The 26,863-nt window shown below is 59.6% G+C and carries 27 protein-coding genes; 17 read left to right on the forward strand and 10 right to left on the reverse strand.

The window, feature by feature from the left end; translation table 11 throughout:
- Positions 1–10: 10 nt before the first annotated feature.
- Entirely contained in the window at positions 11–961 is a 951-nt protein-coding gene (locus EKH49_RS06160) for a phosphotransferase (RefSeq protein ID WP_128470134.1), read from the forward strand.
- A gap of 15 nt (positions 962–976) precedes the next feature.
- Here the strand turns inward: EKH49_RS06160 and EKH49_RS06165 are convergent, their stop codons facing one another.
- The 7 genes from EKH49_RS06165 to EKH49_RS06195 form a co-directional block, all read right to left on the reverse strand.
- The gene (locus EKH49_RS06165) at positions 977–1,168 is read right to left on the reverse strand and encodes a hypothetical protein (protein WP_013349261.1); all 192 of its coding nucleotides are present in this window, start codon (positions 1,166–1,168) and stop codon (positions 977–979) included.
- Positions 1,169–1,240: 72 nt separating this feature from the next.
- Positions 1,241–1,408, reverse strand: coding sequence for a hypothetical protein (locus EKH49_RS06170; RefSeq protein WP_201739571.1), 168 nt, complete (start codon positions 1,406–1,408; stop codon positions 1,241–1,243).
- Positions 1,409–1,638: 230 nt separating this feature from the next.
- The gene (locus EKH49_RS06175; RefSeq protein ID WP_128470135.1) at positions 1,639–2,517 is read right to left on the reverse strand and encodes an AraC family transcriptional regulator; all 879 of its coding nucleotides are present in this window, start codon (positions 2,515–2,517) and stop codon (positions 1,639–1,641) included.
- A 138-nt stretch (positions 2,518–2,655) separates the two neighbouring features.
- A complete protein-coding gene (locus EKH49_RS06180) occupies positions 2,656–3,150 on the reverse strand; it encodes a nucleotidyltransferase domain-containing protein (protein ID WP_128470136.1) in 495 nt (164 codons plus the stop codon).
- A gap of 295 nt (positions 3,151–3,445) precedes the next feature.
- Positions 3,446–3,892, reverse strand: a complete 447-nt coding sequence (locus EKH49_RS06185; RefSeq protein WP_128470137.1) for an aminoglycoside 6'-N-acetyltransferase AAC(6')-E526 — start codon at positions 3,890–3,892, stop codon at positions 3,446–3,448.
- A 41-nt stretch (positions 3,893–3,933) separates the two neighbouring features.
- On the reverse strand, positions 3,934–4,233 hold the full coding sequence (locus EKH49_RS06190) for an NUDIX domain-containing protein (RefSeq protein ID WP_236641056.1): 300 nt from the start codon (positions 4,231–4,233) through the stop codon (positions 3,934–3,936).
- A gap of 2 nt (positions 4,234–4,235) precedes the next feature.
- Positions 4,236–6,767, reverse strand: a complete 2,532-nt coding sequence (locus tag EKH49_RS06195; RefSeq protein WP_128470138.1) for a DEAD/DEAH box helicase — start codon at positions 6,765–6,767, stop codon at positions 4,236–4,238.
- A gap of 77 nt (positions 6,768–6,844) precedes the next feature.
- On the opposite strand from EKH49_RS06195, the gene EKH49_RS06200 reads away from it, so the two are divergent.
- Together EKH49_RS06200 and EKH49_RS06205 are read left to right on the forward strand one after the other, a co-directional pair.
- Entirely contained in the window at positions 6,845–7,636 is a 792-nt protein-coding gene (locus EKH49_RS06200; RefSeq protein WP_128470139.1) for a methyltransferase domain-containing protein, read from the forward strand.
- A 72-nt stretch (positions 7,637–7,708) separates the two neighbouring features.
- Positions 7,709–8,188: a GNAT family N-acetyltransferase gene (locus EKH49_RS06205; RefSeq protein ID WP_128470140.1), complete on the forward strand. Its 480-nt coding sequence runs from the start codon at positions 7,709–7,711 to the stop codon at positions 8,186–8,188.
- Between the two features lie 23 nt (positions 8,189–8,211).
- On the opposite strand, the gene EKH49_RS06210 is transcribed toward EKH49_RS06205, so the two are convergent.
- A complete protein-coding gene (locus EKH49_RS06210) occupies positions 8,212–8,871 on the reverse strand; it encodes an MBL fold metallo-hydrolase (RefSeq protein ID WP_128470141.1) in 660 nt (219 codons plus the stop codon).
- A 79-nt stretch (positions 8,872–8,950) separates the two neighbouring features.
- Here EKH49_RS06210 and EKH49_RS06215 point away from each other — a divergent pair, with 79 nt between their 5' ends.
- The 14 genes from EKH49_RS06215 to secG all read left to right on the forward strand — a co-directional run bounded on the left by EKH49_RS06215 (position 8,951) and on the right by secG (position 24,674).
- On the forward strand, positions 8,951–9,328 hold the full coding sequence (locus EKH49_RS06215) for a GntR family transcriptional regulator (RefSeq protein WP_128470142.1): 378 nt from the start codon (positions 8,951–8,953) through the stop codon (positions 9,326–9,328).
- Between the two features lie 111 nt (positions 9,329–9,439).
- Positions 9,440–11,002: a hypothetical protein gene (locus EKH49_RS06220; RefSeq protein ID WP_128470143.1), complete on the forward strand. Its 1,563-nt coding sequence runs from the start codon at positions 9,440–9,442 to the stop codon at positions 11,000–11,002.
- 229 nt (positions 11,003–11,231) lie between these two features.
- Positions 11,232–14,102 carry an excinuclease ABC subunit UvrA gene (gene uvrA, locus EKH49_RS06225; RefSeq protein ID WP_128470144.1) on the forward strand — a complete coding sequence of 957 codons (2,871 nt, stop codon included), beginning with the start codon at positions 11,232–11,234 and terminating at the stop codon, positions 14,100–14,102.
- Positions 14,103–14,188: 86 nt separating this feature from the next.
- Positions 14,189–14,893: an HAD hydrolase-like protein gene (locus tag EKH49_RS06230; RefSeq protein ID WP_236641057.1), complete on the forward strand. Its 705-nt coding sequence runs from the start codon at positions 14,189–14,191 to the stop codon at positions 14,891–14,893.
- A complete protein-coding gene (locus EKH49_RS06235) occupies positions 14,894–15,565 on the forward strand; it encodes a lysophospholipid acyltransferase family protein (protein ID WP_038990762.1) in 672 nt (223 codons plus the stop codon). It abuts the gene before it with no gap.
- 3 nt (positions 15,566–15,568) lie between these two features.
- A complete protein-coding gene (gene uvrC / locus EKH49_RS06240) occupies positions 15,569–17,512 on the forward strand; it encodes an excinuclease ABC subunit UvrC (protein ID WP_128470145.1) in 1,944 nt (647 codons plus the stop codon).
- 9 nt (positions 17,513–17,521) lie between these two features.
- A complete protein-coding gene (gene rapZ / locus EKH49_RS06245; RefSeq protein WP_038990765.1) occupies positions 17,522–18,415 on the forward strand; it encodes an RNase adapter RapZ in 894 nt (297 codons plus the stop codon).
- A 5-nt stretch (positions 18,416–18,420) separates the two neighbouring features.
- Complete coding sequence (locus EKH49_RS06250) at positions 18,421–19,446, forward strand: gluconeogenesis factor YvcK family protein (protein WP_073706096.1); 1,026 nt, start codon at positions 18,421–18,423, stop codon at positions 19,444–19,446.
- Between the two features lie 27 nt (positions 19,447–19,473).
- Entirely contained in the window at positions 19,474–20,454 is a 981-nt protein-coding gene (gene whiA / locus EKH49_RS06255) for a DNA-binding protein WhiA (RefSeq protein WP_038990767.1), read from the forward strand.
- Positions 20,455–20,515: 61 nt separating this feature from the next.
- Positions 20,516–21,145: a superoxide dismutase gene (locus EKH49_RS06260; RefSeq protein WP_128470146.1), complete on the forward strand. Its 630-nt coding sequence runs from the start codon at positions 20,516–20,518 to the stop codon at positions 21,143–21,145.
- Between the two features lie 183 nt (positions 21,146–21,328).
- Positions 21,329–22,336: a type I glyceraldehyde-3-phosphate dehydrogenase gene (gene gap / locus EKH49_RS06265; protein WP_038990771.1), complete on the forward strand. Its 1,008-nt coding sequence runs from the start codon at positions 21,329–21,331 to the stop codon at positions 22,334–22,336.
- 16 nt (positions 22,337–22,352) lie between these two features.
- Positions 22,353–23,582 carry a phosphoglycerate kinase gene (locus EKH49_RS06270; protein ID WP_038990772.1) on the forward strand — a complete coding sequence of 410 codons (1,230 nt, stop codon included), beginning with the start codon at positions 22,353–22,355 and terminating at the stop codon, positions 23,580–23,582.
- A gap of 2 nt (positions 23,583–23,584) precedes the next feature.
- Positions 23,585–24,400 carry a triose-phosphate isomerase gene (gene tpiA / locus EKH49_RS06275; protein ID WP_128470147.1) on the forward strand — a complete coding sequence of 272 codons (816 nt, stop codon included), beginning with the start codon at positions 23,585–23,587 and terminating at the stop codon, positions 24,398–24,400.
- Positions 24,401–24,422: 22 nt separating this feature from the next.
- Complete coding sequence (gene secG, locus EKH49_RS06280; RefSeq protein ID WP_038990774.1) at positions 24,423–24,674, forward strand: preprotein translocase subunit SecG; 252 nt, start codon at positions 24,423–24,425, stop codon at positions 24,672–24,674.
- 67 nt (positions 24,675–24,741) lie between these two features.
- Here the strand turns inward: secG and EKH49_RS06285 are convergent, their stop codons facing one another.
- Both EKH49_RS06285 and EKH49_RS06290 read right to left on the reverse strand, forming a co-directional pair.
- Positions 24,742–25,437, reverse strand: coding sequence for a potassium channel family protein (locus tag EKH49_RS06285; protein WP_052253671.1), 696 nt, complete (start codon positions 25,435–25,437; stop codon positions 24,742–24,744).
- The gene (locus tag EKH49_RS06290) at positions 25,430–26,791 is read right to left on the reverse strand and encodes a TrkH family potassium uptake protein (protein ID WP_128470148.1); all 1,362 of its coding nucleotides are present in this window, start codon (positions 26,789–26,791) and stop codon (positions 25,430–25,432) included. The genes EKH49_RS06285 and EKH49_RS06290 overlap by 8 nt, the downstream gene beginning before the upstream one ends.
- Between the last annotated feature and the right edge of the window lie 72 nt (positions 26,792–26,863).

Consider the following 26,863-nt stretch of genomic DNA (forward strand, 5'->3'; position numbering starts at 1 on the left):
AGGCCATGGCATGATCCGAACTATGCCGATCCACTACACCCAGCGCATCAGCTGGCCAGATCTTCCTGCCGAACTGCGCGAACTGATTGAATCGCACCTGGGATCGCAAGTCATCACGGCGCATAGCCAATACGGCGGGTTCTCTGCGGGCAGCGCCGACCGGCTGCTCACCGCCGCAGGGCAGAAGGTGTTCGCCAAAGCTGTCAGCCACGGGCTGAATGGCCCGGGCGCCGCCCTGCATGCGCGAGAGGCGGAGATCGCAGCGATGCTCCCGGCTTCGATGCCGGTTCCGAAATTCCTGGGAAGGATTCGCTGGGATGACTGGGAGGCGTTGATTTTCGACCAAGCGCCAGGGGTTAACCCGCAGCTTCCCTGGGGTGCCGACGAGCTTATCCGGGTGCTGGACACGCTCGCGCAGCTGGCGGATCAGCAGCCAGCTGGAATCACCAGCTTGCTTCCTGCCCTCGAAGTAGATCTGCGCGAGGACGCCAGCGGTTTTGCTCGGATCATGGCTGATGAATGGATTCCTGCTGACCCTTGGTTGGCGCAAAACCTGGAAGCACTCCATGAACTGGCCATCGAAGGAATTGGGGCGCTGGCCGGAAACCAGCTGGTGCACACTGATCTGCGCTCGGACAACATCTTGCTGGGCGAAGATGGGGGCGTGCTTCTGGTCGACTGGCCGTGGGCTTCGCGTGGAGCCGCGTGGTATGACGCGTTGACGGTGCTGGTTGAGGCCAGGATTTTCGATCCGGCACTGGATGCGGACGCCATTGCATCATCCCACCGGATTTTCGCCTCGGCGAGCTCCGATGCTCTGACTGGAGCGCTGGCTGGTTTGGCTGCCTACTATGTTGATGCCGCGCGCAGGCCAGAAGTTCCGGGGCTGCCCACCCTGCGCAGCTATCACGCCAAGCAGGCAACGGCCTGCGTAGCCTGGCTCAAAGCCCGATTGGGGTAATGCTAAGACCTGTTGCTAGCCGGACCCGGGCATCTCGGCGTTTTCCCCGCGGTAGATCAGGGCAAGGCCGAGGAATATCAGGCCGAGTTGGAGAACGGTCGCGACCCATGCGCCGGAAGCAAAGAGTTCCGACCAACCGCTGAGCAGCCCTATCAGGACCAGCAGCAATATGCCTGCTCCAAGCAGACGCAGCTTGAATCCATTCATGGCCACACCCTACGACAATGCCCGCAACATTGCTACCGGTTTCCGGCAGGATGTTGCGGGCATTGTGTGCGACTAGTCCAGACGTTGGGGCTGGGGCGTTTCCGTGCCGAATCCCATGGAAAGGATCGGCGGCAGGTCGGAATCCAGCCTGGAAAGTACCAGATCTTCCTGTTCAACGAGGTTATCCGGAAGGGCATCCACCGGGAACCAACGCAGCTGCGCGGTTCGCTCCGGCTCCATAAGTCTCGGTACACCATCCCACTGTTTTGAGAGGTCTTAATAGCTGTCAAAACGGCATTTTAGTTCTATTTTTACCCACCCTCGAACTTGGGAAAATATCCACGCTCGTAAATGGAAACATATCCAATATTGGCTCTCGTTTGTGGGAAAATATCGACTTTCTCTATACCGCTGTTAAAGAAAAGGGCACTCTAACTAAGGAGCACCCTCAACCATTAACATTGATATAATTAATAGTCTTTTTTCTTTACTGGAATCCAGATTTCGCTTCGATACTTTGGATTTCCGGTATCTGGACTCTCGTTCCACAAAATTTCAGGACCTGGGGCTGCCTCATATCCTGAAGATGGAAACCACTCTGAGTATATCCTACCCCACACATTTTGAAGTGTTTCCGGAAATGGTCCAATTGATTCAAATACAGCCCAGGTACTAGCATCAATTTTTAATACATCAAAATCTGCAGTATCATTACTTGATGTTGCTACTCCAATGTAATGATCTAATTCTCCTTTCTCTTCCATTCTACCTTCTGAAAAATTAGTAGAAGCACTAATGATACCTCTTGGTTCCATATCTGAAATTGCTTTTAAATGTTTAATAACCTCCGGTGTTAAAAGTTCGGTCATTTTTGCAATCTCTGGATTGACACCTTCAAAAATAACTGGAACTCTCTTCTTAAATCCTACTAACTTAAATGACTCTTTTTCAACAATACGATAGTTCATTTCGCATCCTCCTTTAATTGATAATTGAAAGGTCATTCGAGGATAAGCTTTTAATTGTGTATTCTCACTTCTTGCCTCAGAAGGGAGAATGCCATGCAGGGAATGAAAAGCACGGGAAAATGAATCAGCCGAATTATAGCCATATTTGACGGCTACATCAATTATTCTCAAATCCCTATCTTTCAAATCTAGTACAGCCAATGTCAGTCTTCTTCTCCGAATATACTCTGATAAACTTATGCCTGCTAAGAAAGAAAACATCCGCTTAAAATGATACTCTGAACAGTAAGCAATTTTAGATACTTCACTATAATCAATTTCTTCTGTTAAGTGCTCTTCAATATATGCCAATGCATTATTCATACTTCTCAAAGAATCCATTGAACAACCTCCTTTCATCATCAATATTATCAAAGGGTGCGTTTACTCATCCGACATTCTGTGTACAGTTTAGTCGATTCTCTTTCATGTAGTTTTCTAATTTATTGAACTATTGATAGAGAAATTGGAATTTTTCAGTTACTTGTATTCACTAGGAACAGGAATATTAAATTTCTCGCACAATAGTTTTACATCATGCATATCATTTTCATCATGCTCATAGCCCAGATGAAATAATACTTGATTTTCAGCATCAATACATCTAACCATTTTATCGCCTATTTTCCCAATACCACTAAACACTTTTGGGGGATATGCTTCTCCTTCAAAAACAATGTATCCTTGTTCGTTGAATTTAAATATATGAAAATCAATTATCCTGTCTTGAGCGTCCTTCCAAATCGTGTGATTTGTAGTGGTATATGCTTCTGTAACTTCCGCAAAACCTTTTTCTTTTATTATTTCAATAAACTTTTTACTATTATTTTCTTCCACAAATAAATCAATATCGTTGTGGAGCCTTGTTTCTTCTTCTAAAAGAGCATCAACGCCCCAGCCACCATCTAACCAAATGGCAATTCCATTTTCTTCGGCGTATAAAATTATCTCAATGGCATCTTTTTTATTTACCATGCACCTTCTCCGTTCAAATTCTAATTTATCGTTACAATAGCAATGTTTTTTAGCCAACATCCAACCCGACCACACAACCTCAAAAGTTTCCGAAAAAACATCCAACCTGACCACTCGCGACCCCCGACATCTAACCCGACCACTTGCCAACGCCGACATCCAACCCGACCACTCACCGAGCTATGACATCTAATCTGACCACATGACTATCAAAAAGCGGCTTTATGGACTTGTTTCCTCAAACAGAAAAAGTACAGTCATTTGTGTTTTGTGTAGATTTGTCTTCCAGTGATTTCTAACTTTGTAGTGTGATATCCTTTTTAAAGCAAATGATACGATTGGCTTCTTGAAAGCCGAATTTCATATGAAAAACATAACTTTCTGCATTGCTAATTTCACAATCGCTGGCAAACTCAGTACAAGCATTTTCTTTAGACCACAGTTCACAGTGTTGGAGCAATTGCGTAGCAATACCCTTATTTCGATAATTCTCCATTACAAAAACACCTTCTAAATAGCCAACCGGACTGCTGTCTGTACCTTCAACATAATCATGTCGAAGCTGGCATTGTGCAAACCCGACAGGAATATCATTATCAAAATACAAAAAAAATACAGCCTCTTTATCTAAAATCAATTCTTTCATTTCCTGCCTTAGGTCATCAAATTCATTATCCGGCCATAGAAGGATTGCTAATTGCGTTATTGTATTCAAATCGGATATTATTGCTTTTCTTAACATAAGTTTTTCTCCTTATTTTTTTAGAAATAAAACAGCTTATATTACAGCCTCGACATCAATACTACCGTCTCAATGTGGCTGGTGCGGAAGAAGAAATCCACGTAGCTGCCAGCTTGCTGGTTACGATGCACCGTGCACAACGGCTGAAGCTGTGCCGGATCGATGTGGATTCCCAGCTCTTCGCCGGCTTCACGCACGGCGGCGGCCTGGGCAGCTTCGCCGGGCTCAACATGCCCGGCGGCCGCAGTGCTCCAGTACCCGTCCATGTAGCCGGTTCCTTGGCGCAGCTGCAGCAAAACCTCATCGCGGTGTTGCAAGATGACGTAGCTGATCGTCTTCATGCCTAGTCCAGACGGCCCACGGAGGTCACGGTAACCACCGGTTCGCCTACCTCGTCCGAGTCATCCAGCGAGATGGTCGCGGAAATACCCCAGTCATGGTGCTCGGAAGGATCAGCGAAGACCTGGCGTACTTCCCAGATGCGGTTAGGCAGTTCCTTGACGATGAACAGCTTGGAGCTGCGTCCAACCGGACCGTCATCGATGTCATCGTGCTCGTCGAAGTAGTCGTCCATGGCGTCGGCCCAGGTGTCGGCATCGAAGCCGCTGTGCTCATCGAGTTCGCCCAGCGCCTTGTCTTGCTCGTCAGCGAAGAGCTTCACGCGGCGGAACATCTCGTTGCGGACCATCACGCGGAAGGCCCGCACATTGCTGGTCAGCTTCTCCGGTGCCGGAGGCGGCGCGGTTTCGGTTTCCTCGTTCAGCTCGCCGCGCGAAAGCTCTTCCCACTCATCGAGCAGCGAGGAGTCGATCTGGCGGATCATTTCGCCCAGCCACTCGATGAGGTCTTCGAGATCCTCGCGCAATGCGTCCTGCGGGACGGTCTGGCGCAGCGCCTTGTAGGCGTCGGTGAGGTAGCGCAGCAGCACGCCCTCGGAGCGGGCCAGCTGGTAGTACTGGACGAAATCGGAGAAGCCCATGGCGCGTTCGTACATGTCGCGGACGATCGACTTGGGTGCCAGCTCGAAATCGGCCAGCCACGGCGCGCCGGAGCGGTACTGCTCGAACGCGTTCTCCAGCTTCTCAGCCAGCGGCATCGGGTAGGTGACCTCATCCAGCGCGTTCATGCGGTCGTTGTAGTCCATTCCTTCGGCCTTCATCGCGGCAATGGCCTCGCCGCGGGCCTTCTTCTCCTGGCCGGAGAGCACCTGGCGCGGCTTTTCCAAGGTCGCCTCGATCACCGAAACGACATCCAGCGCGTAGCTGGCTGAATCCGGGTCCAGCAGGTCCAGGGCGGCCAGCGCGAAGGGAGAGAGCGGCTGGTTCAGCGCGAAGTTCTGCTGCAGGTGCACGGTCAGCTCATACCAGTTGCCGTATTCGTCGGGCTGCTCGCGGCGCACCACCACCTCGGTGGCGATCAGTTCTCGCAGGATGCCGATGGCGCGCTTCTTGAGCTTGCGCTGCGCGGCCGGGGTCTCGTGGTTTTCGCTGAGCAGGCGCACAGCGGCCTCGAACGCGTTGTCTTCGCGTTCGAGCAGGTTCAGCAGCATCGAGTGCGAGACCTGGAAGGAGGACTTCAGCGTTTCGGGGGCGGCCTCGACGATCTTCTCGAAAGTCTTCTCGCCCCAGGTCACGAAGTTCTGCGGCGGCTTCTTCTTCGGGATCTGCTTGAGCTTGGACGAGCCCTCGCCATGCTTCTTCAGGGCCTTTTCCATGGCCTTGTGGTTCTCGATCGCATGCTCCGGGGCCTGCACCAGCACGGTGCCTGCAGTATCGAACCCGGCGCGTCCGGCACGGCCGGCAATCTGGTGGAATTCGCGGGCATTGACGATGCGGGTGCGGGTGCCGTCGAATTTGGACAGGGCGGTGATCACCACGGTGCGGATCGGCACGTTGATGCCCACGCCCAGGGTGTCGGTGCCGCAGATGACCTTGAGCAGGCCTGCCTGGGCCAGTTGTTCGACCAGACGGCGGTACTTGGGCAGCATGCCGGCGTGGTGGATGCCAATGCCGTGGCGGACCAGGCGGTTCAGCGTCTTGCCGAATCCTGCGGCGAAGCGGAAGCCGCCGATCATTTCGGAGATCTTTTCCTTCTCCTCGCGCGTGGCCACATTCACGCTCATCAGCCCGGTCGCGCGGTCGATGGCATCGAGCTGGGAAAAGTGCACGATGTAGATCGGGACCTGCTTGGTCTTGATCAGTTCCTCCACGGCTTCCTGCACCGGTTCCATGGAGTAGTAGAAGTGCAATGGGATCGGACGCTCGGTGTGCGCGACCGTGACCGTGGTCTTGCCGGTGCGTTCTTCGAGTTCCTTCTCGAAACGGGTGACGTCGCCCAGGGTGGCGCTCATCAGCAGGAACTGCGCCTGCGGCAGCTCGATCAGCGGCACCTGCCAGGCCCAGCCGCGCTGCGGGTCGGCGTAGAAGTGGAATTCGTCCATGATCACGCAGCCCACGTCGGCCTTGGAGCCTTCGCGCAGGGCGATGTTGGCCAGGATCTCGGCGGTGCAGCAGATGATCGGTGCATCGGCGTTCACCGAGGAGTCGCCGGTGACCATGCCGACGTTCTCCGCGCCGAAGATCTTGCACAAGTCGAAGAACTTCTCGGAGACCAGGGCCTTGATCGGCGCAGTGTAGAAGCTGATCTGGTCTCGGGCCATGGCATAGAAGTGCGCAGCGATGGCAACCATGGACTTCCCCGACCCGGTGGGGGTGGCCAGGATGACATTGTTGCCGCCGGCCAGCGCCATCGACGCTTCGTCCTGTGCGGGGTAGAGGCTGATGCCGCGCGTCGCCACCCACTGGCCGAAAGCCTCGTAGATTTCGTCGTCGGATACGTTCTTGGTGTCTGCTGGCAGATAATCGGTGAGCAACATGATGTTCCTAGCCTATCGGTTGAGAACTATGACTGGGGGCTGGATGTTGCCTGCGCCTCGGGTTTAGGCTCAGGAACATGAAATGGGATCCGACGAAATACACTGAATTCTCCGACTACCGCGGCCGCCCATACAAGGATTTGCTGGGACAGCTGGCAGGGGTCGAGGCGTCGAAGATCGTCGATCTGGGCTGCGGCCCGGGAAATATGACCCGGCTGCTGGCCCAGCGCTGGCCGCAGGCGAAGGTCACCGGACTGGATTCCTCGCCAGAGATGATCGCGCGGGCTTCGCAGAGCGAGCACGAGGAGAATCTGGGCTTCGCACTGGCCGACGCCACGCAGTGGATCCCTGACGCCGATACGGACCTGCTGTTCTCCAACGCCATGCTGCAGTGGCTTCCTGGGCATCGCGAGTTGCTGGCAGGATGGCTGGTCAACTTGAGGCCCGGTGCGAACGTGGCTATCCAGGTCCCGGGCAATTTCGGTTCACCCTCGCATGCGGTAATGCGCGCAGTGGCCGACAGCCCGAAGTGGTCCGGCAAGCTGGCAGGGGTGCTGCGCCATGACGACGTGGTCGGCGAGCCGGATGAATACCAGCGGATCCTCCTGGACGCGGGGTTCCAGGCCAATGTGTGGGAGACCACGTACCACCAGCTGCTCGCAGGCGAGGACCCGATCCTGAACTGGGTTCGCGGTACCGCGTTGCTGCCCGTTCGGCACGCGCTTGGACAAGAAGACTATCTGGAGTTCGAGAACGACTACCGTGCCGAAGTCTCCGTCCACTACCCTTCATTCACCTCGCAGGACGGAACCATCTTGACGAATTTCCCGTTCCGCCGGATCTTCATGGTTGGCCACAGGCTCGGCTGACACCGCTCATCCGGGACGTTGCGGGGCTGCAGGCTCTGGCGTCCGCGCAGCCAAACGGAGCATACTTTCTGCATGCACACGTACGATGCCTTTCTTGCGGGACCGGAGCACAGCCTGAACCTGGCCCGCTTGCAAGCGGACTTCAATCGGGAATTCGATTCGCCATGCCCACCGGTTGCGGTGGTTGCACGGCGCTTGGAAGCCATGCTGGCAGGAGACCAGTGTTTCGCCATCCTCGCGGGGAATGGACGCGGCTTGGTGGGGCATGCCCTGGTCACGCTGCGACCCACAATCTATTTCGACGGGCCGCTGGCCGTGCTTGACGAACTCTACGTGCAACCCGCATTGCGTGACCGGGGCATCGGCTCGGCCCTCGTCAACTGCCTGCTGCAGGAACTGGCGCTGCGCGGAAGCCTGGAACTGCATATCAACGTGGACGAGGACGACACCGCAACTCGGCGCTTCTACGAACACCACGGGTTCGCCAACAACTTTCCGGGAAGCGACTGGCGGATGCTGTTGTACTACCAGGAGCTGCCGCCGACTAGATAGCCGGCGGCAGCTGCTGCAGGCTCCTACCAGCCGCGCTCCAGCCACTCGGGCAGTGAGGGGCGTTCGGCGCCCAGCGTGGTGCCATCACCATGGCCCGGAAGGATCACCGTCTCATCCGGGAACCGGTCGAAGATGCGGGAGGTGACATCGGCATAGAGCGACGCGAAACGCTCTGGATCCTTCCATGTGTTCCCTACGCCCCCTGGGAAGAGGCTGTCCCCGGTTAGGATGACGTGCTGTCCGGAAGAATCCGCGAGCGCGAACGCGATGGAGCCCGGGGTATGACCCCGCAGGTGGATCGCTTCGAGCGTGACCTCGCCCAACTGGATTTGATCGCCATGGGAGAGCGGGTGCGCCACCTGCACTCCGGATTCCTCCAGGATGCCGGCGACATCATCGGCCCCCGCATAGGTAGGGACCGGGTAAGCGGCCACTGCGTCGGACAGGGCGCGGACGTGGTCCCAGTGCTGATGGGTCGTGGCGATCGTGGTGACCTGCACTTCGCTCTTCGGCGTGTCGGCCGCAGCCGCTGCCAGCAAGTCCTGAATGGCCGGGAAGTCATCCGCGGCGTCGATCAATATTTGCTGCCCGTTGGCCTTGTCGGTGACGACGTACACGTTGTTGGACATGTCCGAAACCGAAATCCAGCGAACACTGAAGTCATCTAGCTGTAGTTCATTCATTCCTCCAGACTACGGTGAAACCGGTCCGCCACACGATAGGCTCGAGAGACATGAAGCACACGACGAAACGGAACATCGCATGACCGAGTTGCCCTTCCTGCGCGTGGACACGGAGTCCACGGTGGCCCCGTACCAGCAAGTCCGCGAGCAAATCCTGACGGCAGTGGCCGAGGGCAAGCTTGCTCCGGGCACCAAGCTTCCCTCGGTGCGCGCGCTCGCCGGCACCCTAGGTTTGGCGGTCAATACCGTGGCCAAGGTGTACAAGGAGCTCGAACTCCAGGGCGCGGTCGTCACCCGCGGACGCCACGGCACGGTCATCCAGGCCGCCGAGGACCGGGCCGAGCAGGAAGTCAGCGATGCCGCTGCCGACCTGGCGCGGATCTCGCAGCAATGGTCGGTGGATGAGGACACCGCTGTGAAGTACCTCAGGGCAGCTTTCAGCTCGCTGCCCCAATAACACGTCCGCATCGACCGGATCCCAGCAGCGGCTCTGGTCGACTGCACGCAACACAACGCACATCACGCGTCAGCACCTGAGAATGAGCACAGGATATTCGGGAGTCCGCCCATGAAAGAATTGCGCACCACGAACCGCCACCGGCAGCTGGCCGCCGCCCTCGGCGCCACCTTGCTCTTGGGCACGCTAGCCGCATGCTCCGCCACTGAGACCGAACAGCCCGTGCGGGATCTGGGGCAGGAACAAGTGCAGGCCGCATGGACGAGCAAGGACAAACTGCTCTCCGAAGCCCACGTCGACGAGGCTGAGAGTATCGTGCTCGCCTACACGCTGGACGGCAAGACTCCCTATCTCGTAGCCCGGGACCTGGCCACCGGAGAAGAAATCTGGAAGGAGAAGTCCGGAGTCGGCAACACGCCATCCGGCATTGCCTTCGAGGTCAGCGTGGTGGAAAACAATGGCAAGAAATACGTGTCACTGCTGCAGCTGGTGGAGAAGGATAAGGTGCGGCCCGCGGTGCTCGACCTGAAAACCGGACAGCGGGTATCCAAGGATCCGGGATCCCTCTACAACATCGATCGCCCCACTGAATGCGACAACAGCTGGTGCACGATCGCGGCCAGCCCCGACACCGGAGGGAACATTGCCGACTACTACTACGACTGGCATTCGAACAGCTGGAAGAAGGCAAAGAAGGCCAGCGAAATGCCTGATCCGAAGAAAAATCTCGGGGACTACTACCTCGGTGAAGGGCTTTCCATCTCCAGCGACCAGGAATCCGGCAGATCGGTCCTGAGCTATGCCCATGAGGGAGCTCTGGCGTGGAGCAAGGACTACGAAGAAATCTACGATGAGCACTACTCCACGGGCGGAGGCTGGGCTTGGGAGACCTTCGACGGGGAACAAAGTACATTGGTGGGCTCCGGCAATCGCACCTTCTACCAGTTTGAACTCGGCGGGAGGGATTTCGAGTGGGATATGGCAACGGATTCCATGCTGGTGGGGCTTGACCCGCAGACCGGCGATGGCCGTTGGTCGTTGCCCGGCGCGGATTACTCCTGCTTGGGCATCCTCGATCTGTACGGCGTTCACACCGATAGCACCCTGGTGACCTGCCAGATCAATTCCGGTACTGCCGAGGTCAATGTCCAAGATGATGGCACTGCCAAGCTCGGCGGCATCAAGAACTTCGAGGGAAATTTCGTCGGCATCGATGTCCACAGCGGCAAGAAAAAGTGGAGCTTCCCCATGCCGGATATGGCCGACAATGAACTGGTGAAGAAATTGCGCTTGCAGCAGCAATTTCTGGCCGGTGACAAGTCAGTGGTCTTGCCGCTAGCCGAAGGCGCGCAGGTCGTCGACATCGACAGCGGGAAAGCCGTCGGCATCGAGCAAGGGTTGGGGCAGACCGTGTTGTGCACCATGGAACTAGAAGGTGTCGACGTGCAACGCTCGGGCAATGACAAGGACACCGCGAACCTGTTGCCGGCAACGACAGTCCAGTCCTGCGATCGCGACACTCGCAAAAAGAGCGATCAATTGCCGTTGTTCGCCGAATTCCAGCGGGCCGGCTACCAGGAAGGCGCCACCGTGGTCCTGGAAGGCGAAAAGGGCTTGACCGCTTACACCATGCCGTCTGCCACCGATCCAGCCCCGGAATCCGTCGATAAGTAGAGTCCACGGCGCTGTGCTTGGGGTGCCGAATGGAGGCGGCGGACTGCCCGCGAGCGAACAGCCCAGCAGTCATTCGCGGGCAGTACCTTGTTGGCAGTCCAGCGCTTGGACTTGTTTTGGCGGTGGCCTAGCGCGCTCTCCGAGCGCCGGATCAGGGGTTTCCAGATTTAACTGTGAGTTGCATCCATTCGTACATGTATTCGAAGCCGTTTTCGATTAGTATTGCTTCGTGGCTATTACTGCAGAGAGCAAGAGAACAGATCTGACTCGCCTGGTCGTCAAGGGGGCCCGCGAGCACAACCTGAAGAACGTGGACATTGATCTGCCGCGTGACGCGATGATCGTCTTCACCGGGCTGTCCGGTTCGGGCAAGTCCTCCTTGGCCTTCGACACCATCTTCGCCGAAGGCCAGCGCCGCTACGTCGAATCGCTCTCCGCCTACGCCCGCATGTTCCTCGGCCAGGTGGACAAGCCGGATGTGGATTTCATCGAGGGCCTGTCGCCAGCGGTGTCCATCGACCAGAAGTCGACCAGCCGCAACCCGCGCTCCACCGTGGGCACGATTACCGAAGTGTACGACTACATGCGCCTGCTCTGGGCGCGCGTGGGCCGTCCGCATTGCCCGATCTGCCACGAACCGATCTCCAAGCAGACTCCGCAGCAGATCGTCGACCAGCTGATGGAGCTTCCGGAGAAGACCCGTTTCCAGATCCTCGCACCGGTCGTGCGCTCGCGCAAGGGCGAATTCGTCGATCTGTTCGCCGAGCTTTCCTCCAAGGGCTTCGCCCGTGCCCGGGTGGACGGTGAAACCATCCAGCTGAACGATCCGCCGAAGCTGGCCAAGCAGGTCAAGCACACCATCGAGGTGGTGGTGGACCGCCTGGCGCTCAAGGAAGACGCCCGCCAGCGCCTGACCGACTCCATCGAAACCGCCCTGGGCATTGCCGAAGGCCGCGTGCTGGTCGACTTCGTCGACCTGGACGCCGATGACCCGAAGCGCGTGCGCGCGTTCTCCGAGAACCTGGCCTGCCCCAATGAGCACCCGCTGGCCATCGACGAGATCGAACCGCGCACCTTCTCCTTCAACAACCCGTTCGGTGCCTGCTCGGCCTGCTCCGGCATCGGCACCAAGCTGGAAGTCGACGAGCACCTGATCGTACCGGACACCGAGGTCACCCTGGCCGAGGGCGCGATCGCCCCATGGTCGCTGGGCAAGGCCACCACCGAATACTGGAACCGGCTGATCGAGGGCCTGGGCAATGAGCTCGGCTTCACCATGGACACCCGCTGGCAGGACCTGCCGGCGGCCGCCCGCGAAGCGATCCTCAACGGCAAGGACCACAAGGTGGTCGTGCAGTACAAGAACCGCTTCGGCCGCGAACGCAAGTACTCCACCGGCTTCGAGGGTGTCATCTCCTATGTGCACCGCAAGCACCAGGAGACCGAATCCGACCACGCCCGCGACCGCTACGAGCAGTACATGCGGCAGATCCCGTGCCCTACCTGCGGCGGCGCGCGCCTGAACCCGGCATCGCTCTCGGTCCTGGTGGGCGGGCGGTCCATCGCCGAGGTCTCCGCCATGGACCTGCGCAGCGCCGCGGAATTCCTCTCCTCGATCGAGCTCAGCGCACGCGAGGCGCAGATCGCCGCGCAGGTGCTCAAGGAAATCGACGCGCGCATGAAGTTCCTGCTGGACGTCGGGCTGGAATACCTGACTCTGGAACGCGCCGCCGGCACCCTGTCTGGCGGCGAGGCGCAGCGCATCCGCCTGGCCACCCAGATCGGCTCCGGCCTGGTGGGCGTGCTCTACGTGCTGGACGAGCCGTCCATCGGCCTGCACCAGCGCGACAACCGCCGGCTCATCGACACCCTGCTGCACCTGCGTTCGCTGGGCAACACCCTGATCGTGGTGGAGCACGACGAGGACACCATCGCCGAAGCCGACTGGATCGTGGACATCGGCCCGGGCGCCGGCGAGCACGGTGGCGAAGTGGTGCATTCCGGTTCCCTGGAAGACCTGAAGCAGAACACCAAGTCGCTGACCGGCGACTACCTTTCGGGCCGCAAGCAGATCGACATCCCAGCCAAACGCCGCAAGGTCGACAAGGACCGCAAGCTCAAGGTGGTCGGAGCCAGCGAGAACAACCTGCAGAACATCTCGGTCGAATTCCCCCTGGGCGTGCTGACCGCGGTGACCGGCGTGTCCGGATCGGGCAAGTCCACCCTGGTCAACGACATCCTCTACAAGGTGCTGGCCAATAAGCTCAATGGTGCCAAGCAGGTGCCGGGCCGGCACACCCGCGTGCAGGGCCTGGAGCACCTGGACAAGGTGGTCCACGTGGACCAGTCGCCGATCGGCCGCACCCCCCGATCGAATCCTGCCACCTACACGGGCGTGTTCGACCACATCCGCAAGCTGTTCGCGGAGACCAATGAGGCGAAGCTGCGCGGATACCAGCCGGGCCGCTTCTCCTTCAACGTCAAGGGCGGGCGCTGCGAGTCCTGCTCGGGCGACGGCACGCTGAAGATCGAGATGAACTTCCTTCCCGACGTGTACGTGCCGTGCGAGGTCTGCCATGGGGCCCGCTATAACCGCGAGACCCTGCAGGTGCTGTACAAGGGCAAGAACATCGCCGACGTGCTGGACATGCCGATTGCCGAAGGCGCCGAATTCTTCAGCGCGTTCACCCCGATCGCCCGCCACCTGCGTACGCTCGTGGACGTGGGCCTGGGCTATGTGCGCCTGGGGCAGCCGGCCACCACGCTCTCGGGCGGTGAAGCCCAGCGCGTGAAGCTCGCTGCCGAGCTGCAGAAACGGTCCAATGGCCGCTCGATCTACGTCCTCGATGAACCGACCACCGGCCTGCACTTCGAAGATATCCGCAAGCTGCTCAAGGTGCTGCAGGGACTGGTCGACAAGGGCAACACCGTGCTGACCATCGAGCACAACCTGGATGTGATCAAGTCGGCCGACTGGGTCATTGACCTCGGTCCGGAAGGCGGCTCGGGCGGCGGCACGATTTTGGCCACCGGCACCCCGGAAAAGGTGGCAAAGGTCGCCGAATCGCACACCGGAAAGTTCCTCGCCGAGATCCTGTGATGCCTCGCGGAGAATGTTCGACGTATGCAATTTTAGTTATGGATTGCTAACCCACGTCCGCTTCATGGGAAGATGGCTAGGTGAATATGTCGGTAACAAGCGTGCTCTTCGATCTGGACGGGACCCTCGTGGACCCTGCCGGTGCCATCACTTCGGGTATCCGCCACGCAGTGACCTCCCATGGATTGGCCGATCCGGGCGAAGCCCGGGTCGAGGCGCTGGTGGGCCCGCCCCTGCAAATCGGCTTGCGTACGCTAGACGGGGTGACCGACGAGAACATCGGCTCCATCATTGCCGCCTACCGCGCCCGGTATGCGGATACGGGCATGGCCGAATCGGTGATCTACCCGGGCATGGTGCCGCTTTTGGATGCGTTGCGATCGGCCGGGATCCACGTCGCGGTGACAACGGCCAAGCCGATCAACATCGCGCGCCAGCTCATCGCCCGAAAAGGGCTGGATGCGCATCTCGACGCGATTCACGGCAATGCGGATGAACACGGGAGCATGGGTTCGAGCAAGACGCACATCGTCGCCGAGGCTTTGGAACACGGCCAGCTGGACCCGGAGCGCAGCGTCGTGGTGGGGGACCGGCACTACGATTGGGATGCCGCCCGCGAGAATTCGGTGGCATCCATCGGTGTCGCCTGGGGCTTTGCCCAAGGCGATGAACTGCAGCAGGCGGACGCCATAGCCGTGACCGCCCGGGATCTGGCCCTGCTGCTGCTCGGCGCGGAACGGGCAAACACCATTAACTTCGACGAAGACTTCATGCAGGAAGGTGCAAAGTAGATGAGCATCTACACCATGACCCGTTCGTCGATTCGGGGCATCATCCACGGCGTCTGCCGTGCGGAAGTAACCGGGCTGGAGAACGTCCCGAAGGAAGGCGGCTTCATTGTCGCCTCCAACCACTTGTCTTTTTTCGACTCCTTGATCATCCAGGCTCTGACCCCGCGCGACGTGGCGTTCTTCGCGAAGGCTGAATACTTCACCACTCCTGGCCTGAAGGGCAAGATGATGAAGACCTTCTTCGAATCCGTGGGATCCATCCCGGTGCAGCGTGGCGAGCAGGCGGCTTCCGTGGCGGCGCTCGACTCGCTGGTGGAAATCATCGAGGGCGGCTCCGGCATCGGAATCTACCCGGAAGGCACCCGTTCGCGCGACGGCAAGCTGTACCGGGGACGCACCGGCGTGGGCTGGCTGGCGCTTACCACCGGTGTGCCAGTGGTCCCGGTCGGGCTGATCGGCACGGAGAAGCTGCAGCCTGCTGGTTCCAAGGGTTTCAAGCCTGCCAAATTCCAGATCCACTATGGCGAGCCACTGTACTTCGACCAGTTGGGACGCAAGCACCCGTTGCCGCAGCGCCGCCAGGCCACAGACCGGATCGTGGATGCGATTGCCGAACTGTCCGGCCAGGAACGCGTCGATTCCTACAACCAGTTGCCGCCGGACGCGAAATAGGCCATGGCTGATCCGGCAAGCTACCGTCCGAAGACCTCGGACATCCCCACGAAACCTGGCGTGTACCGTTTCCGCGACGAACACGGCCGGGTCATCTACGTCGGCAAAGCCAAGGTCCTGCGCAACCGCTTGACCTCATACTTCGCCAACCCAGATCGGCTCACGCCCAAAACCCGGGCGATGGTCTTCACCGCCGGTTCTGTGGAATGGACCGTGGTGGGGTCCGAGCTGGAAGCGCTGCAGCTGGAGTATTCCTGGATCAAGGAATACAACCCCCGGTTCAATATCGTTTTCCGCGACGACAAGACCTACCCGTATCTGGCTGTCACGCTCAATGAGAAGTACCCGCGAGCCCTGGTGATGCGCGGTGACAAGCGCAAGGGCGTGAAGTATTTCGGCCCGTTCTATCCGGCCAAGGCCATCCGCGAAACCCTCGATACGCTGCTGCGGGTCTTTCCCGTGCGCAGCTGCGCACCGGGCGTGTTCAAGCGTGCCGAAGCCTCGGGCCGTCCGTGCCTCTTGGGCTACATCGACAAGTGCTCGGCTCCCTGCGTCGGACGGATCAGCGAGGAAGACCATCGCCAACTGGCCGATGACCTCTGCACCTTCATGGGCGGCGAGGCGACCAAGTTCACCAAGGCGCTGACCGTGAAGATGCAGGAAGCCGTCGCGGAGCTCGAATACGAGAAGGCCGCCCGCTATCGCGATGACATCGCTGCCTTGAACCGGGTCTTCGAACGCAACGCAGTGGTCCTTGACGACCGGACCGAAGCCGACATCTTCGGCATCCATGGCGATGAGCTGGAGGCCGCCGTGCAGGTCTTCCATGTCCGCGACGGCCGCATCCGCTCGCAGCGCGGCTGGGTCGTTGAAAAGGTCGCAGATACCACCGACGCAGAATTCGTCGAGCAGCTGCTCACCCAGATTTACGCGGATCACGCAGACCGGATTCCCAAGGAAATCCTGGTTCCGGCGCTGCCTGAAGACATCGAGGATGTCACCACCTGGCTTACCGAGCTGCGCGGATCCAAGGTCTCCCTGCGCGTCGCCCAGCGGGGCGACAAGGCGGCTTTGGCAGCCACCGTTGTGGAGAACGCGGAACAAGCGCTGCGTCTGCACAAATCGAAGCGCGCAGGCGATATCACCACGCGATCGCTGGCCATGCAGGAACTGCAGGATGCCCTGGGAGCGGAGCAGGCGCTGCTGCGCATCGAATGCTATGACGCGTCGCATACCCAGGGAACCAACGTGGTCGCTTCCATGGTGGTCTTCGAAGACGGTCTTCCGAAGAAGAGCGAGTACCGCAAGTTCTCCATCACCGGGGACGCCGCACGCGACGATACCGCCAGCATGTACGACGTGATCTACCGCCGCTTCAGCCGCTACCTGAAGGAGAAGGTCGACCCGACGAGCTTCGCCACCGGGCAAGTGGATGAAGCCACCGGCGAGCAGGAAAAGAAGAAATTCTCCTACCCGCCTTCCCTGGTGATCGTCGATGGCGGCCCGCCGCAGGTGGCCGCCGCGCAAAAGGCCATGGACGATCTGGGAATCGATGATATTCCCGTCGTCGGTCTGGCCAAGCGCCTAGAGGAACTGTGGCTGCCGGATGATCCGTTCCCGGTGATCCTGCCGCGAGCTTCCGCCTCGCTGTATCTGGTCCAGCGGCTTCGTGACGAGGCCCACCGTTTCGCGATCACCTTCCATCGGGCCAAGCGGGCCAAATCGATGATCGCTTCCGATCTGGATGCGATCCCGGGCCTGGGCAAGGCCAAGCAGGCCGCCCTGCGCAAGCACTTCGGATCGATGAAAAAGATCCGGGCCGCAAGCGTCGCCGAACTGATGGAAGTGCCCGGCGTCGGTGGAAAACTTGCGACTTCCATCAAAGAGTCCCTAGAAGACGCTTCATTAACCGGTGTGAATATGACTACCGGCGAAATTGTCGACTAGCCTTGTGATATGACCGCTGAGTATGAAGCAGTAAAACCCCCTGAGTCCGAACTCGTGATCGTGACAGGCATGTCAGGTGCCGGTCGCACCACCGTCGCGCATGCTCTGGAAGACCAGGGCTGGTACGTAGTGGAGAACCTTCCACCGGCCATGCTCGGACCCCTGACCGAGATGATGAGCCGCTCGCAGGGATCCATCCCGAAGATGGCCGTCGTGATGGACGTGCGCTCCAAGGAAATGTTCCCGGAGATCCGCGACGCGTTGGCGAACCTGACGGCCAGCGGAGTGAAATTCCGGCTGGTCTACCTGGATGCCAGCGACGAGGTGCTGATTCGCCGCTTCGAGCAGGGACGCCGGCCGCACCCGCTGCAGGACGACGGCCGCATCGTCGACGGCATCAAGCGCGAACGCGGAATCACCGACCAATTGCGCGAAGCCGCCGAAATCATCCTGGACTCCACGACCATGTCGGTGCACGACCTGGCGCGTGCAGTCAACGAGCTGTTCAGCGAATCCGGGCCGATCATCCTGCGCATCAACGTCATGAGCTTCGGCTTCAAGTACGGCCTGCCGGCAGACGCCAACTACGTGGCAGACGTCCGCTTCATTCCCAACCCCCACTGGGTTCCTGAACTGCGCCCGCAGACGGGCAAGGACAAGGAAGTCTCGGACTATGTCCTCAGCCAAGAAGGCACCAGCGAGTTCATCACAAACTACCTGAAGGCGCTTGAACCGGTCTTCGAGGGCTACCGCCGCGAGAATAAGCATTACGCGACCATCGCCGTGGGCTGCACCGGCGGCAAGCACCGCTCGGTGGCAACCACCATCGAGCTGGGCCGGCGGCTGGCACAGTTCCCGAACGTACGGGTGAACATCAGCCACCGAGATCTGGGGCGTGAGTAGGAGCAATGGCCTTTGCCACAGGTCCGATCCCGATCCAGGGACTGACGCGAAGCGATGATTACCGCAACCCATCGGTGGTTGCCTTGGGCGGGGGACATGGCTTGTCCTCCTCGCTTTCTGCCCTGCGTCGCCTGACTACCGACCTCACCGCCATCGTTACGGTGGCCGATGACGGCGGCAGCTCCGGGCGCCTTCGGGGCTCGTTCGATGTGCTGCCCCCGGGCGACTTGCGCATGGCCTTGGCCGCGCTGTGCGATGACAACGACTGGGGTCGGACCTGGCGCGATGTCATGCAGTACCGCTTCGAATCGACCGAAAACATCGAAGAGCCCTTGAACGGCCATGCCGTTGGCAACCTGCTGATCCTTGCCCTCTGGGAGTTGCTCGACAACCCGGTAGCTGGGCTGCGCTGGGCCGGAGCGCTGCTCGGTGCCCGCGGCCAGGTCCTGCCGATGAGCACCGTTCCGCTGTCCATCCATGGCGAGGTACTCGAATCGGACCCGGTGAACGACACCTTGGTGCGCCGCCGCATCGATGGGCAGGCCAAGCTGGCCCGCGCCGGTTCTGGCGGTCTGGTCACCAATGTCTATCTGGAGCCATCCGATGCGCCGGCCTGCTCCGAAGCGCTGGAATCCATCGATCTGGCGGACTGGGTGATTCTTGGTCCCGGATCCTGGTACACCTCGGTGCTGCCGCATCTGCTGCTGCCAGATATGCGCCAGGCTCTGGCATCGACAACAGCCAAGAAGCTGCTGACCATGAATCTGGCCTTCGACACCGCCGAGACCGCCGGGATGGATGCCGCCGCGCACTTGGAGGTGCTGGTCCGCTACGCACCCGAGATCAAGTTCGATGCGATTATTGCCGACGAATCCAAGATTCGTAACAAAGAGCGATTTGAGCTGGCAGCGCAAAAACTCGGCGCGCGGGTCTTTTTTAGTACAGTAGGAGTATCTGACGGTCGTGCCGTGCACGACCCGTTGCGACTAGCGGCGGCCTATCATGAGGTGTTTACCGCGATCGGATCTTAGGAAGATCCAAGTAAGGGAGTTTGATTCATGGCATTGACGGCTTCCGTCAAAGACGAGCTGTCGCGGGTAGAGATTCGCAAGCCGTCGGTCCGCAAGGCCGAGGTTTCGACCATGCTGCGCTTCAGCGGCGGACTGCATATTGTCTCCGGGCGAATTGTCATCGAAGCAGAAGTGGATCTGGCAGCGACCGCCCGGCGGTTGAAGATCGCTATTGGCGAGCTGTACGGGCACGATGCCGAGATCGTAATGGTTTCCGGTTCTGGCATCCGCAAGGGGAGCCGCTACATCGTGCGCGTGTCCAAGGATGGAGAAGTGCTGGCCCGCCAGACTGGCCTGCTTGATCAGCGCGGCCGGCCGGTACGCGGCCTGCCCTCGGTCATCGTCAACGGTTCCACCGCCGACGCCGAAGCGGTATGGCGAGGCGCATTCCTGTCCCATGGTTCGCTGACCGAACCAGGACGCAGTTCCGCATTGGAAATTACCTGCCCTGGACCGGAAGCAGCATTGGCCTTGGTCGGTGCGGCTCGCCGCCTGGGTCTAACGGTCAAGGCCCGCGAGGTGCGCGGCGTTGACCGCGTAGTGATCCGTGATGGCGATGCCATCGCCCAGCTGCTCACCCGCATGGGCGCCCACGATGCGCTGATGGTCTGGGAAGAACGCCGCATGCGCAAGGAAGTGCGCGCCACCGCCAACCGCCTGGCGAACTTCGACGACGCCAACCTGCGGCGCAGTGCCCAGGCGGCGGTCGCTGCCGGGGCGCGCGTCGAGCGTGCGCTGGGAATCTTGGGCGACGAGGTTCCAGAGCACCTGCGCTATGCGGGGCTGCTGCGCCTGGAGCACAAGCAAGCCTCCTTGGATGAGCTCGGCCGGATGGCCGAACCGCCAATGACCAAGGACGCCATCGCTGGCCGAATTCGCCGCCTCTTGGCTATGGCGGATAAAAAGGCGAGCGATCTGGGAATACCAGGTACGGAGTCCAGCGTTCCAGGAGAAGAACTGGAACACTAAAAATGTCCCCGCGGGAGCCCTCCCGTGGAGATTCAACCAATTGAGAAGATTGAGGAGAATCATGGCTGTTTATTCACTGCCAGAACTGCAGTACGACTACGCCGCACTGGAGCCGAACATCTCGGCTCGCATCATGGAACTGCACCACTCCAAGCACCACGCAACCTACGTTGCAGGCGCAAACTCGGCACTGGAGCAGTTGGCTGAAGCTCGCGAAAAGGGCGAATTCGGGAACATCCCGAAGCTGTCCAAGGACTTGGCTTTCCACCTGGGCGGCCACACCAACCACTCGATCTTCTGGAACAACCTGTCCCCAGAAGGTGGCGACAAGCCTGAAGGCGAGCTGGCAGCTGCCATTGACGACTTCTTCGGTACGTTCGACGCATTCCGCGGCCACTTCACTGCTGCTGCCATGAGCCTGCAGGGCTCGGGCTGGGCAGTCCTGGCCTACGACGCACTGGGCGGCCAGCTGGTCATCGAGCAGCTGTACGATCAGCAGGGCAACATCCCAGTGGCAACCACCCCGCTGCTGATGCTGGACATGTGGGAGCACGCCTTCTACCTGGACTACGTCAACGTCAAGGCAGACTACGTCAAGGCCTTCTGGAACATCGTAAACTGGGCAGATGTCCAGGCTCGTTTCGAAGCCGCACGCAACGGTGCAGCATCGCTGATCGTTCCAGGCAAGTAATATTTACCCGGTAAGTTAGCTCACATTCTCCGCTGATTTAGCGTAGTATGTTTCAAGTGTGTTGCGGATCCCAGCTTCTGCTGGGATCCGCAAGCACGGCACAACGGAGTGTCCTCTTAAAGAAGGCCACCTCCGCTAGTGCGCGGTCGTGGCATCATCATCCCATTTAGAGGAGATAGTCACGTGACAACTCGTGTTGGAATCAATGGTTTCGGTCGCATCGGACGCAACTTCCTGCGTGCAGTACTGGCCCATAAGGCAGATATTGAAATCGTCGCCGTCAATGACCTTGGTTCAATCGATTCGCTTGCTCACCTGGTGAAGTTCGATTCCGTGCTCGGCCCAGTGGGCGAGCCGGTATCCGTAGACGGCGATACCATCGTCGTGGGAGAACGCCGCATCAAGGTTCTGTCCGAGCGCGAGCCGGCCAACCTGCCTTGGGGCGAATTGAAGGTTGATGTCGTAATTGAATCGACCGGATTCTTCACCAACGCAGAAGACGCCAAGAAGCACGTAGCTGCAGGCGCGAAGAAGGTCATCATCTCGGCTCCAGCCAAGAATGAAGACATCACCATCGTGATGGGCGTCAACCAGGACAAGTACGATCCTGCAAACCACGCCATCATCTCGAACGCATCCTGCACCACCAACTGCCTGGCTCCAGTAGCCAAGGTGCTGAACGACGAATTCGGCATTGTTGACGGCCTGATGACCACCATCCACGCCTACACCGCCGACCAGCGCCTGCAGGACGCGCCGCACAGCGATCCGCGCCGCGCCCGCGCCGCAGCGCTGAACGTCATCCCGACCTCCACCGGTGCCGCCAAGGCCATCGGCGTGGTGCTCCCAGAGCTGAAGGGCAAGCTGCACGGTTACGCTATGCGCGTACCGGTTCCTACCGGTTCGGCCACCGACCTGACCGTGAACCTGGCCCGCACCGCAACCGTGGAAGAAATCAACGCGGCCTTCGAGAAGGCAGCAGCCGAAGGCGCATTGAGCGAATACCTTGAGTACTCCACCGATCCGCTGGTTTCCTCGGACATCGTGACCAATTCCCACTCGGCAATTTTCGACTCCGGCCTGACCACCGTAATGGGCAACAGCGTCAAGGTCGTCGCGTGGTACGACAACGAGTGGGGTTACTCATCTCGGCTTGTCGACCTCGTTGAATTCGTGGGATCCAGCCTCTAGTCGATAACCTAGAGACATGTCTTCTCACACCATTGACGAATTGATCGCTGACAACGGCGTCCGCGGACGGTACGTTCTGGTCCGCAGTGACCTGAACGTGCCGCTCGACGGTGCAACTGTGACCGATGATGGCCGCGTCCGCGCGTCGCTGCCAGTCATCAGCAAGCTGGCCGAGGCCGGCGCAAAGGTCATCGTAATGGCCCACCTGGGACGCCCCAAGGGCCAGGTCGATGCCAAGTACTCCATCGCTCCAGCAGCGAACCGCCTGAACGAACTGGCTGACTTCGACGTAACTGTCGCCGAAGACGTGGTGGGCGACTCTGCCCGCCAGGCCGCGGCAAACCTCGAAGAGGGCTCCGTTCTGGTTCTGGAGAATGTCCGCTTCGATGCCCGCGAAACCTCCAAGGACGATGCGCAGCGCGCAGAGTTCGCCAAGGAGCTGGCTGCGCTGACCGGCGAGAACGGCGCCTACGTGAACGACGCTTTCGGCGCCGTGCACCGCAAGCACGCTTCGGTCTACGACATTGCCAGCCTGTTGCCGAGCTACCAGGGCGATCTGGTGGCTACCGAGGTCAAGGTCCTCAAGACCCTGACCGAAGCGCCGAAGCGCCCCTATGTGGTGGTGCTCGGCGGGTCGAAGGTCTCGGACAAGCTCGCTGTCATCGACAACCTGCTGGGCAAGGCTGATCAGCTGCTGATCGGCGGCGGCATGGCGTTCACCTTCCTCAAGGCGCAGGGCCATGCCATTGGCGGCTCGCTGCTTGAAGAAGACCAGATCGCCACCTGCCAGGAGTACCTGAAGCGGGCCGAGAAGCTCGGCTGCGACATCATCGTGCCTAGCGATGTCGTTGTGGCAAGCAAGTTCGGTGCCGATGCTGAGCATGAGGTGCTGGCGGCAGACAAGATCGAGGAAGCCAGCTTCGGCTCCAACGGCCTTGGGCTGGACATCGGTCCGAAGTCCGCTGAACTGTTCGCAAGCTACATCACCAGCGCCAACACCGTGTTCTGGAACGGCCCAATGGGCGTCTTCGAGATTCCTGCTTTCGCTGAAGGTACCCGTACCGTCGCGCAGGCTCTGGCGGACTCGGAAGCGTTCAGCGTGGTAGGCGGTGGCGATTCGGCCGCGGCTGTCCGCGCGCTGGGCTTCTCGGAGGATGACTTCGGCCATATCTCCACCGGTGGCGGTGCTTCGCTGGAGTACCTCGAAGGCAAGACCCTGCCGGGTGTTGCCGCATTGGAAGGCTAAGAATGACCATTTCGCAGAACGGCACTTTTGTGCGCCAGCCGCTGATTGCCGGCAACTGGAAGATGAACATGGACCACGTCCAGGGGATCACCCTGGTGCAGAAGCTGGCGTGGACCCTGAAGGACCACGAACACGATTACGATCGTGCCGAGGTCGCTGTGTTCCCTCCGTTCACCGACATCCGCGGCGTGCAGACACTGACCCTGGGCGACAAGCTGGACATCGTCTACGGTGCCCAGGACCTGTCGGCGCAGGATTCGGGCGCGTACACCGGTGAAATCTCGGGCCAGTTCCTCAAGAAGCTCGGTTGCACCTACGTTTTGGTAGGCCACTCCGAGCGTCGCGAGTACCACAACGAGACCAACCAGGTGATCGCTGCCAAGCTGGCAGCCGCATACCGCCACGAGCTGACCCCGATGCTCTGCGTCGGCGAAGGCCTGGAAGTGCGCAAGGCCGGCGAGCACGTGGCTTTCACTCTGGAACAGTTGGCGCAGTCGCTGGAAGGCGTTACCGCTGAGCAGGCCGCAAACCTGGTCATCGCCTACGAGCCGGTGTGGGCCATCGGTACCGGTGAAGTTGCGGGACCGGCCGACGCGCAGGAAATGTGCGCCGCGATTCGCGGTGCGCTGGCCGAGCGCTTCGGAGCGGAGATTGCCGAGAAGACGCAACTGCTCTATGGCGGTAGTGTTAAGGCAGCAAATGCCGCATCGATCATGCGCGAGCGCGATGTCGATGGCGTGTTGGTTGGCGGTGCCAGCCTGGATGCCGAGGAATTTGCTAATATTGTCAGGTTCGAGCATCATCTCGTCACCGACTGAATCTAACTAAGGAACCGTCGACTTGGATATTATCAAGATCATTCTGCAGGTATTGCTGGGCATCACAAGCGTCCTGCTCACCCTTTTGATCCTTTTGCACAAGGGTCGTGGTGGAGGTATGTCCGACATGTTCGGCGGCGGCATGACCAGCTCCATGGGATCTTCAGGTGTTGCCGAGCGCAACCTGAACCGGATCACCATCGTTCTCGGTCTGATCTGGGGTGCCGTGATCATCGGCCTTGCCCTGGTGCTTCGATTCAGCGTCGAAGCCTAGGCAGCACCCTTCCGCAGCAGCCAAGAGGCGCCTTCCACATCACGTGGAGGGCGCCTCTTGCGCGTCATCAGGCCAGTTGCCCGAATTTCTCCGTATCGGCAATCGAGCCGAGCACGAGAATCTTGTCTCCGGTGCTAAGGACGGTGTTGCCGTCGGTGTTCTGCCATTCGCCGGCGGCGTTGGTCGTGGCCGCGATGGTCACCCGGTACTTGTTGCGCACCGCCGCATCGCTGAGCTTCACCCCATGCAACGTGGCTGGAGCGCTCATTTTGACCATGGCATAGCCTGGATCGACCTCCAGGTAGTCCATCATGGATCCGCGCACCAGGTGGGCAACACGCTTGCCCATGTCCTTCTCCGGGTAGACGATGTGATGGACCCCCAGCTGCTCCAGGATCAGTCCATGCCGATCATCTTGCGCCTTGGCCCAGATCTGCGGGATCCCCATGCTGACCAAGAGCGAGCAGCACAGGATGGATGACTGCAGGTGGCTGCCCACGGCCACCACCACACGGTCGAATTCGTGGATCGATAGCTGTTCCAGGACTTCGCGGCTTGATGCGTCGGCACGGACCACCTGGGTCAATTCGCCATTCAGCGACTGGACGTTGTTCTCGTGCACGTCGATGCCCAGAACTTGGGTGCCTGACTTCATCAGTTCCAGGGCAAGGGATTCTCCGAAGCGCCCGAGCCCGATCACCGCCACGGAGTGGGCTTTGGGCAGTCCCTTGGCATCATTGCGAAAATTCAGTAGCTTAGCCAATTGAAGGCCTTTCCTTGGGGAGTTCATAGAGCGCTTTTCGATCGCGCAGGGCAAGCGCGGAACCCAGCGAGAGGACACCGACGCGGCCGAGGTACATCAACGCGATGAGAATGCCTTTGGCGGGATCCGGCAAGTCCGGGGTAATGCCCGTGGACAGCCCGACGGTGCCGAAGGCCGAGGTGGCTTCGAAGAGACAGCGGTCCAGGGAATAGTTGGTGAGCAGCAGCAGGCCCATCGTGCCGGCGAACACCGCCGCGACGCCCAGCAGCGCCACCGTGATGGCTTGGCGGTGCACCGAGCGGGAGAGCCGCTTGCCCAGGACGTTGACTGCGGTCTCGCCGCGCAGCTCGGTCATGATGATGAACAGCAGGATCGCGGCCGTGGTGATCTTGATGCCGCCGGCGGTGCCGGCCGGTCCGCCGCCGATGAACATCAGCACATCCATGCCCAGCCAGGAGGCTGGATGCATCGCGCCGATGTCGATGGAGTTGAAGCCTGCGGTGCGCGTCTGCACAGATTGGAAGAATCCGGCCAGGATCCGCTGCGCAGGTTCGAGCTCGCCGAGAGTCTTCGGATTGGTCCATTCCATAGCGGTGATGAAGATGGTGCCGCCAACGAGCAGCCATGCGGTCATCAGAAGAACCAGACGGGTGTTCATGCTCCATTTCAGCGTGTTCCGCCAGTGCTGCCTCAGCTGGACCAGGACCGGGAAGCCCAGGCCGCCAAGGATGATGGCGAGGCTGATAGGGATGCAGAGCCACGGGTCAGCGACGAAGTCCATCAGGTTATTCGAATACAGGGCGAAGCCCGCGTTATTAAAGGCCGAGACTGCATGGAATGCGCCATGCCAGATCGCACCGGCTGGATCGTCGCCGTAGGCCAGCCCGAAGCGGATGGCTAAGATGGCCGCCACGACGGATTCGAAGGCCAGCGACAGCTTGATGATCATCAATGCGGCGGTGCGCACATCTTCGCCTGATACCGCGGAGCTTTCGCGTTGGGTGGATAGCCGGGTGAGGTAGCCAATGCGGCCGATGACCAACATGCTCAGCAGCGAGGCAATCAGCATCAGGCCCAGGCCGCCGGCCTGGATCAGGATGAGGATGACGAGCTTGCCGAAGAGGGTGTAGTGGGTTGCGGTGTCCAAGACAGTCAGGCCGGTCACGCACACCGCTGACGTGGCAGTGAAGATCCCGTCGACCAAGGATGTGAAGACGCCTTGGGTATTGGCTGCCGGGGAGGACAGGAGCAATCCGCCAACGAGAATCGCACCGGCGAAGGCAAATGCTACTGCGCGTGCCGGTTTGGCCAGCACGCTGTGCTGCGCGGCCGGCCGGGGCGCGGGAAAATTCATGGAGATCGCAATCGTAGGAATAACGTCTCGCGAAACCGTGGGACGAGGAGTACGAAGGAAATATTACGCCCG

This window comes from Glutamicibacter sp. HZAU (assembly GCF_004100365.1).
Taxonomy (GTDB): Bacteria; Actinomycetota; Actinomycetes; order Actinomycetales; family Micrococcaceae; genus Glutamicibacter; species Glutamicibacter nicotianae.

Coding starts and splice junctions, on each gene's coding strand:
- EKH49_RS06175 (WP_128470135.1), bottom strand. CDS start 2,517: ATGGATTCTTTGAGAAGTATGAATAATGCATTGGCATATATTGAAGAG.
- EKH49_RS06220 (WP_128470143.1), top strand. CDS start 9,440: ATGAAAGAATTGCGCACCACGAACCGCCACCGGCAGCTGGCCGCCGCC.
- EKH49_RS06250 (WP_073706096.1), top strand. CDS start 18,421: ATGGCCTTTGCCACAGGTCCGATCCCGATCCAGGGACTGACGCGAAGC.
- tpiA (WP_128470147.1), top strand. CDS start 23,585: ATGACCATTTCGCAGAACGGCACTTTTGTGCGCCAGCCGCTGATTGCC.
- EKH49_RS06190 (WP_236641056.1), bottom strand. CDS start 4,233: ATGAAGACGATCAGCTACGTCATCTTGCAACACCGCGATGAGGTTTTG.
- EKH49_RS06200 (WP_128470139.1), top strand. CDS start 6,845: ATGAAATGGGATCCGACGAAATACACTGAATTCTCCGACTACCGCGGC.
- EKH49_RS06235 (WP_038990762.1), top strand. CDS start 14,894: ATGAGCATCTACACCATGACCCGTTCGTCGATTCGGGGCATCATCCAC.
- EKH49_RS06160 (WP_128470134.1), top strand. CDS start 11: ATGATCCGAACTATGCCGATCCACTACACCCAGCGCATCAGCTGGCCA.
- EKH49_RS06260 (WP_128470146.1), top strand. CDS start 20,516: ATGGCTGTTTATTCACTGCCAGAACTGCAGTACGACTACGCCGCACTG.
- EKH49_RS06230 (WP_236641057.1), top strand. CDS start 14,189: ATGTCGGTAACAAGCGTGCTCTTCGATCTGGACGGGACCCTCGTGGAC.
- whiA (WP_038990767.1), top strand. CDS start 19,474: ATGGCATTGACGGCTTCCGTCAAAGACGAGCTGTCGCGGGTAGAGATT.
- EKH49_RS06195 (WP_128470138.1), bottom strand. CDS start 6,767: ATGTTGCTCACCGATTATCTGCCAGCAGACACCAAGAACGTATCCGAC.
- EKH49_RS06270 (WP_038990772.1), top strand. CDS start 22,353: ATGTCTTCTCACACCATTGACGAATTGATCGCTGACAACGGCGTCCGC.
- EKH49_RS06165 (WP_013349261.1), bottom strand. CDS start 1,168: ATGAATGGATTCAAGCTGCGTCTGCTTGGAGCAGGCATATTGCTGCTG.
- EKH49_RS06185 (WP_128470137.1), bottom strand. CDS start 3,892: ATGTTAAGAAAAGCAATAATATCCGATTTGAATACAATAACGCAATTA.
- EKH49_RS06215 (WP_128470142.1), top strand. CDS start 8,951: ATGACCGAGTTGCCCTTCCTGCGCGTGGACACGGAGTCCACGGTGGCC.
- EKH49_RS06205 (WP_128470140.1), top strand. CDS start 7,709: ATGCACACGTACGATGCCTTTCTTGCGGGACCGGAGCACAGCCTGAAC.
- rapZ (WP_038990765.1), top strand. CDS start 17,522: ATGACCGCTGAGTATGAAGCAGTAAAACCCCCTGAGTCCGAACTCGTG.
- uvrC (WP_128470145.1), top strand. CDS start 15,569: ATGGCTGATCCGGCAAGCTACCGTCCGAAGACCTCGGACATCCCCACG.
- EKH49_RS06290 (WP_128470148.1), bottom strand. CDS start 26,791: ATGAATTTTCCCGCGCCCCGGCCGGCCGCGCAGCACAGCGTGCTGGCC.
- EKH49_RS06180 (WP_128470136.1), bottom strand. CDS start 3,150: ATGGTAAATAAAAAAGATGCCATTGAGATAATTTTATACGCCGAAGAA.
- EKH49_RS06210 (WP_128470141.1), bottom strand. CDS start 8,871: ATGAATGAACTACAGCTAGATGACTTCAGTGTTCGCTGGATTTCGGTT.
- EKH49_RS06170 (WP_201739571.1), bottom strand. CDS start 1,408: ATGGAGCCGGAGCGAACCGCGCAGCTGCGTTGGTTCCCGGTGGATGCC.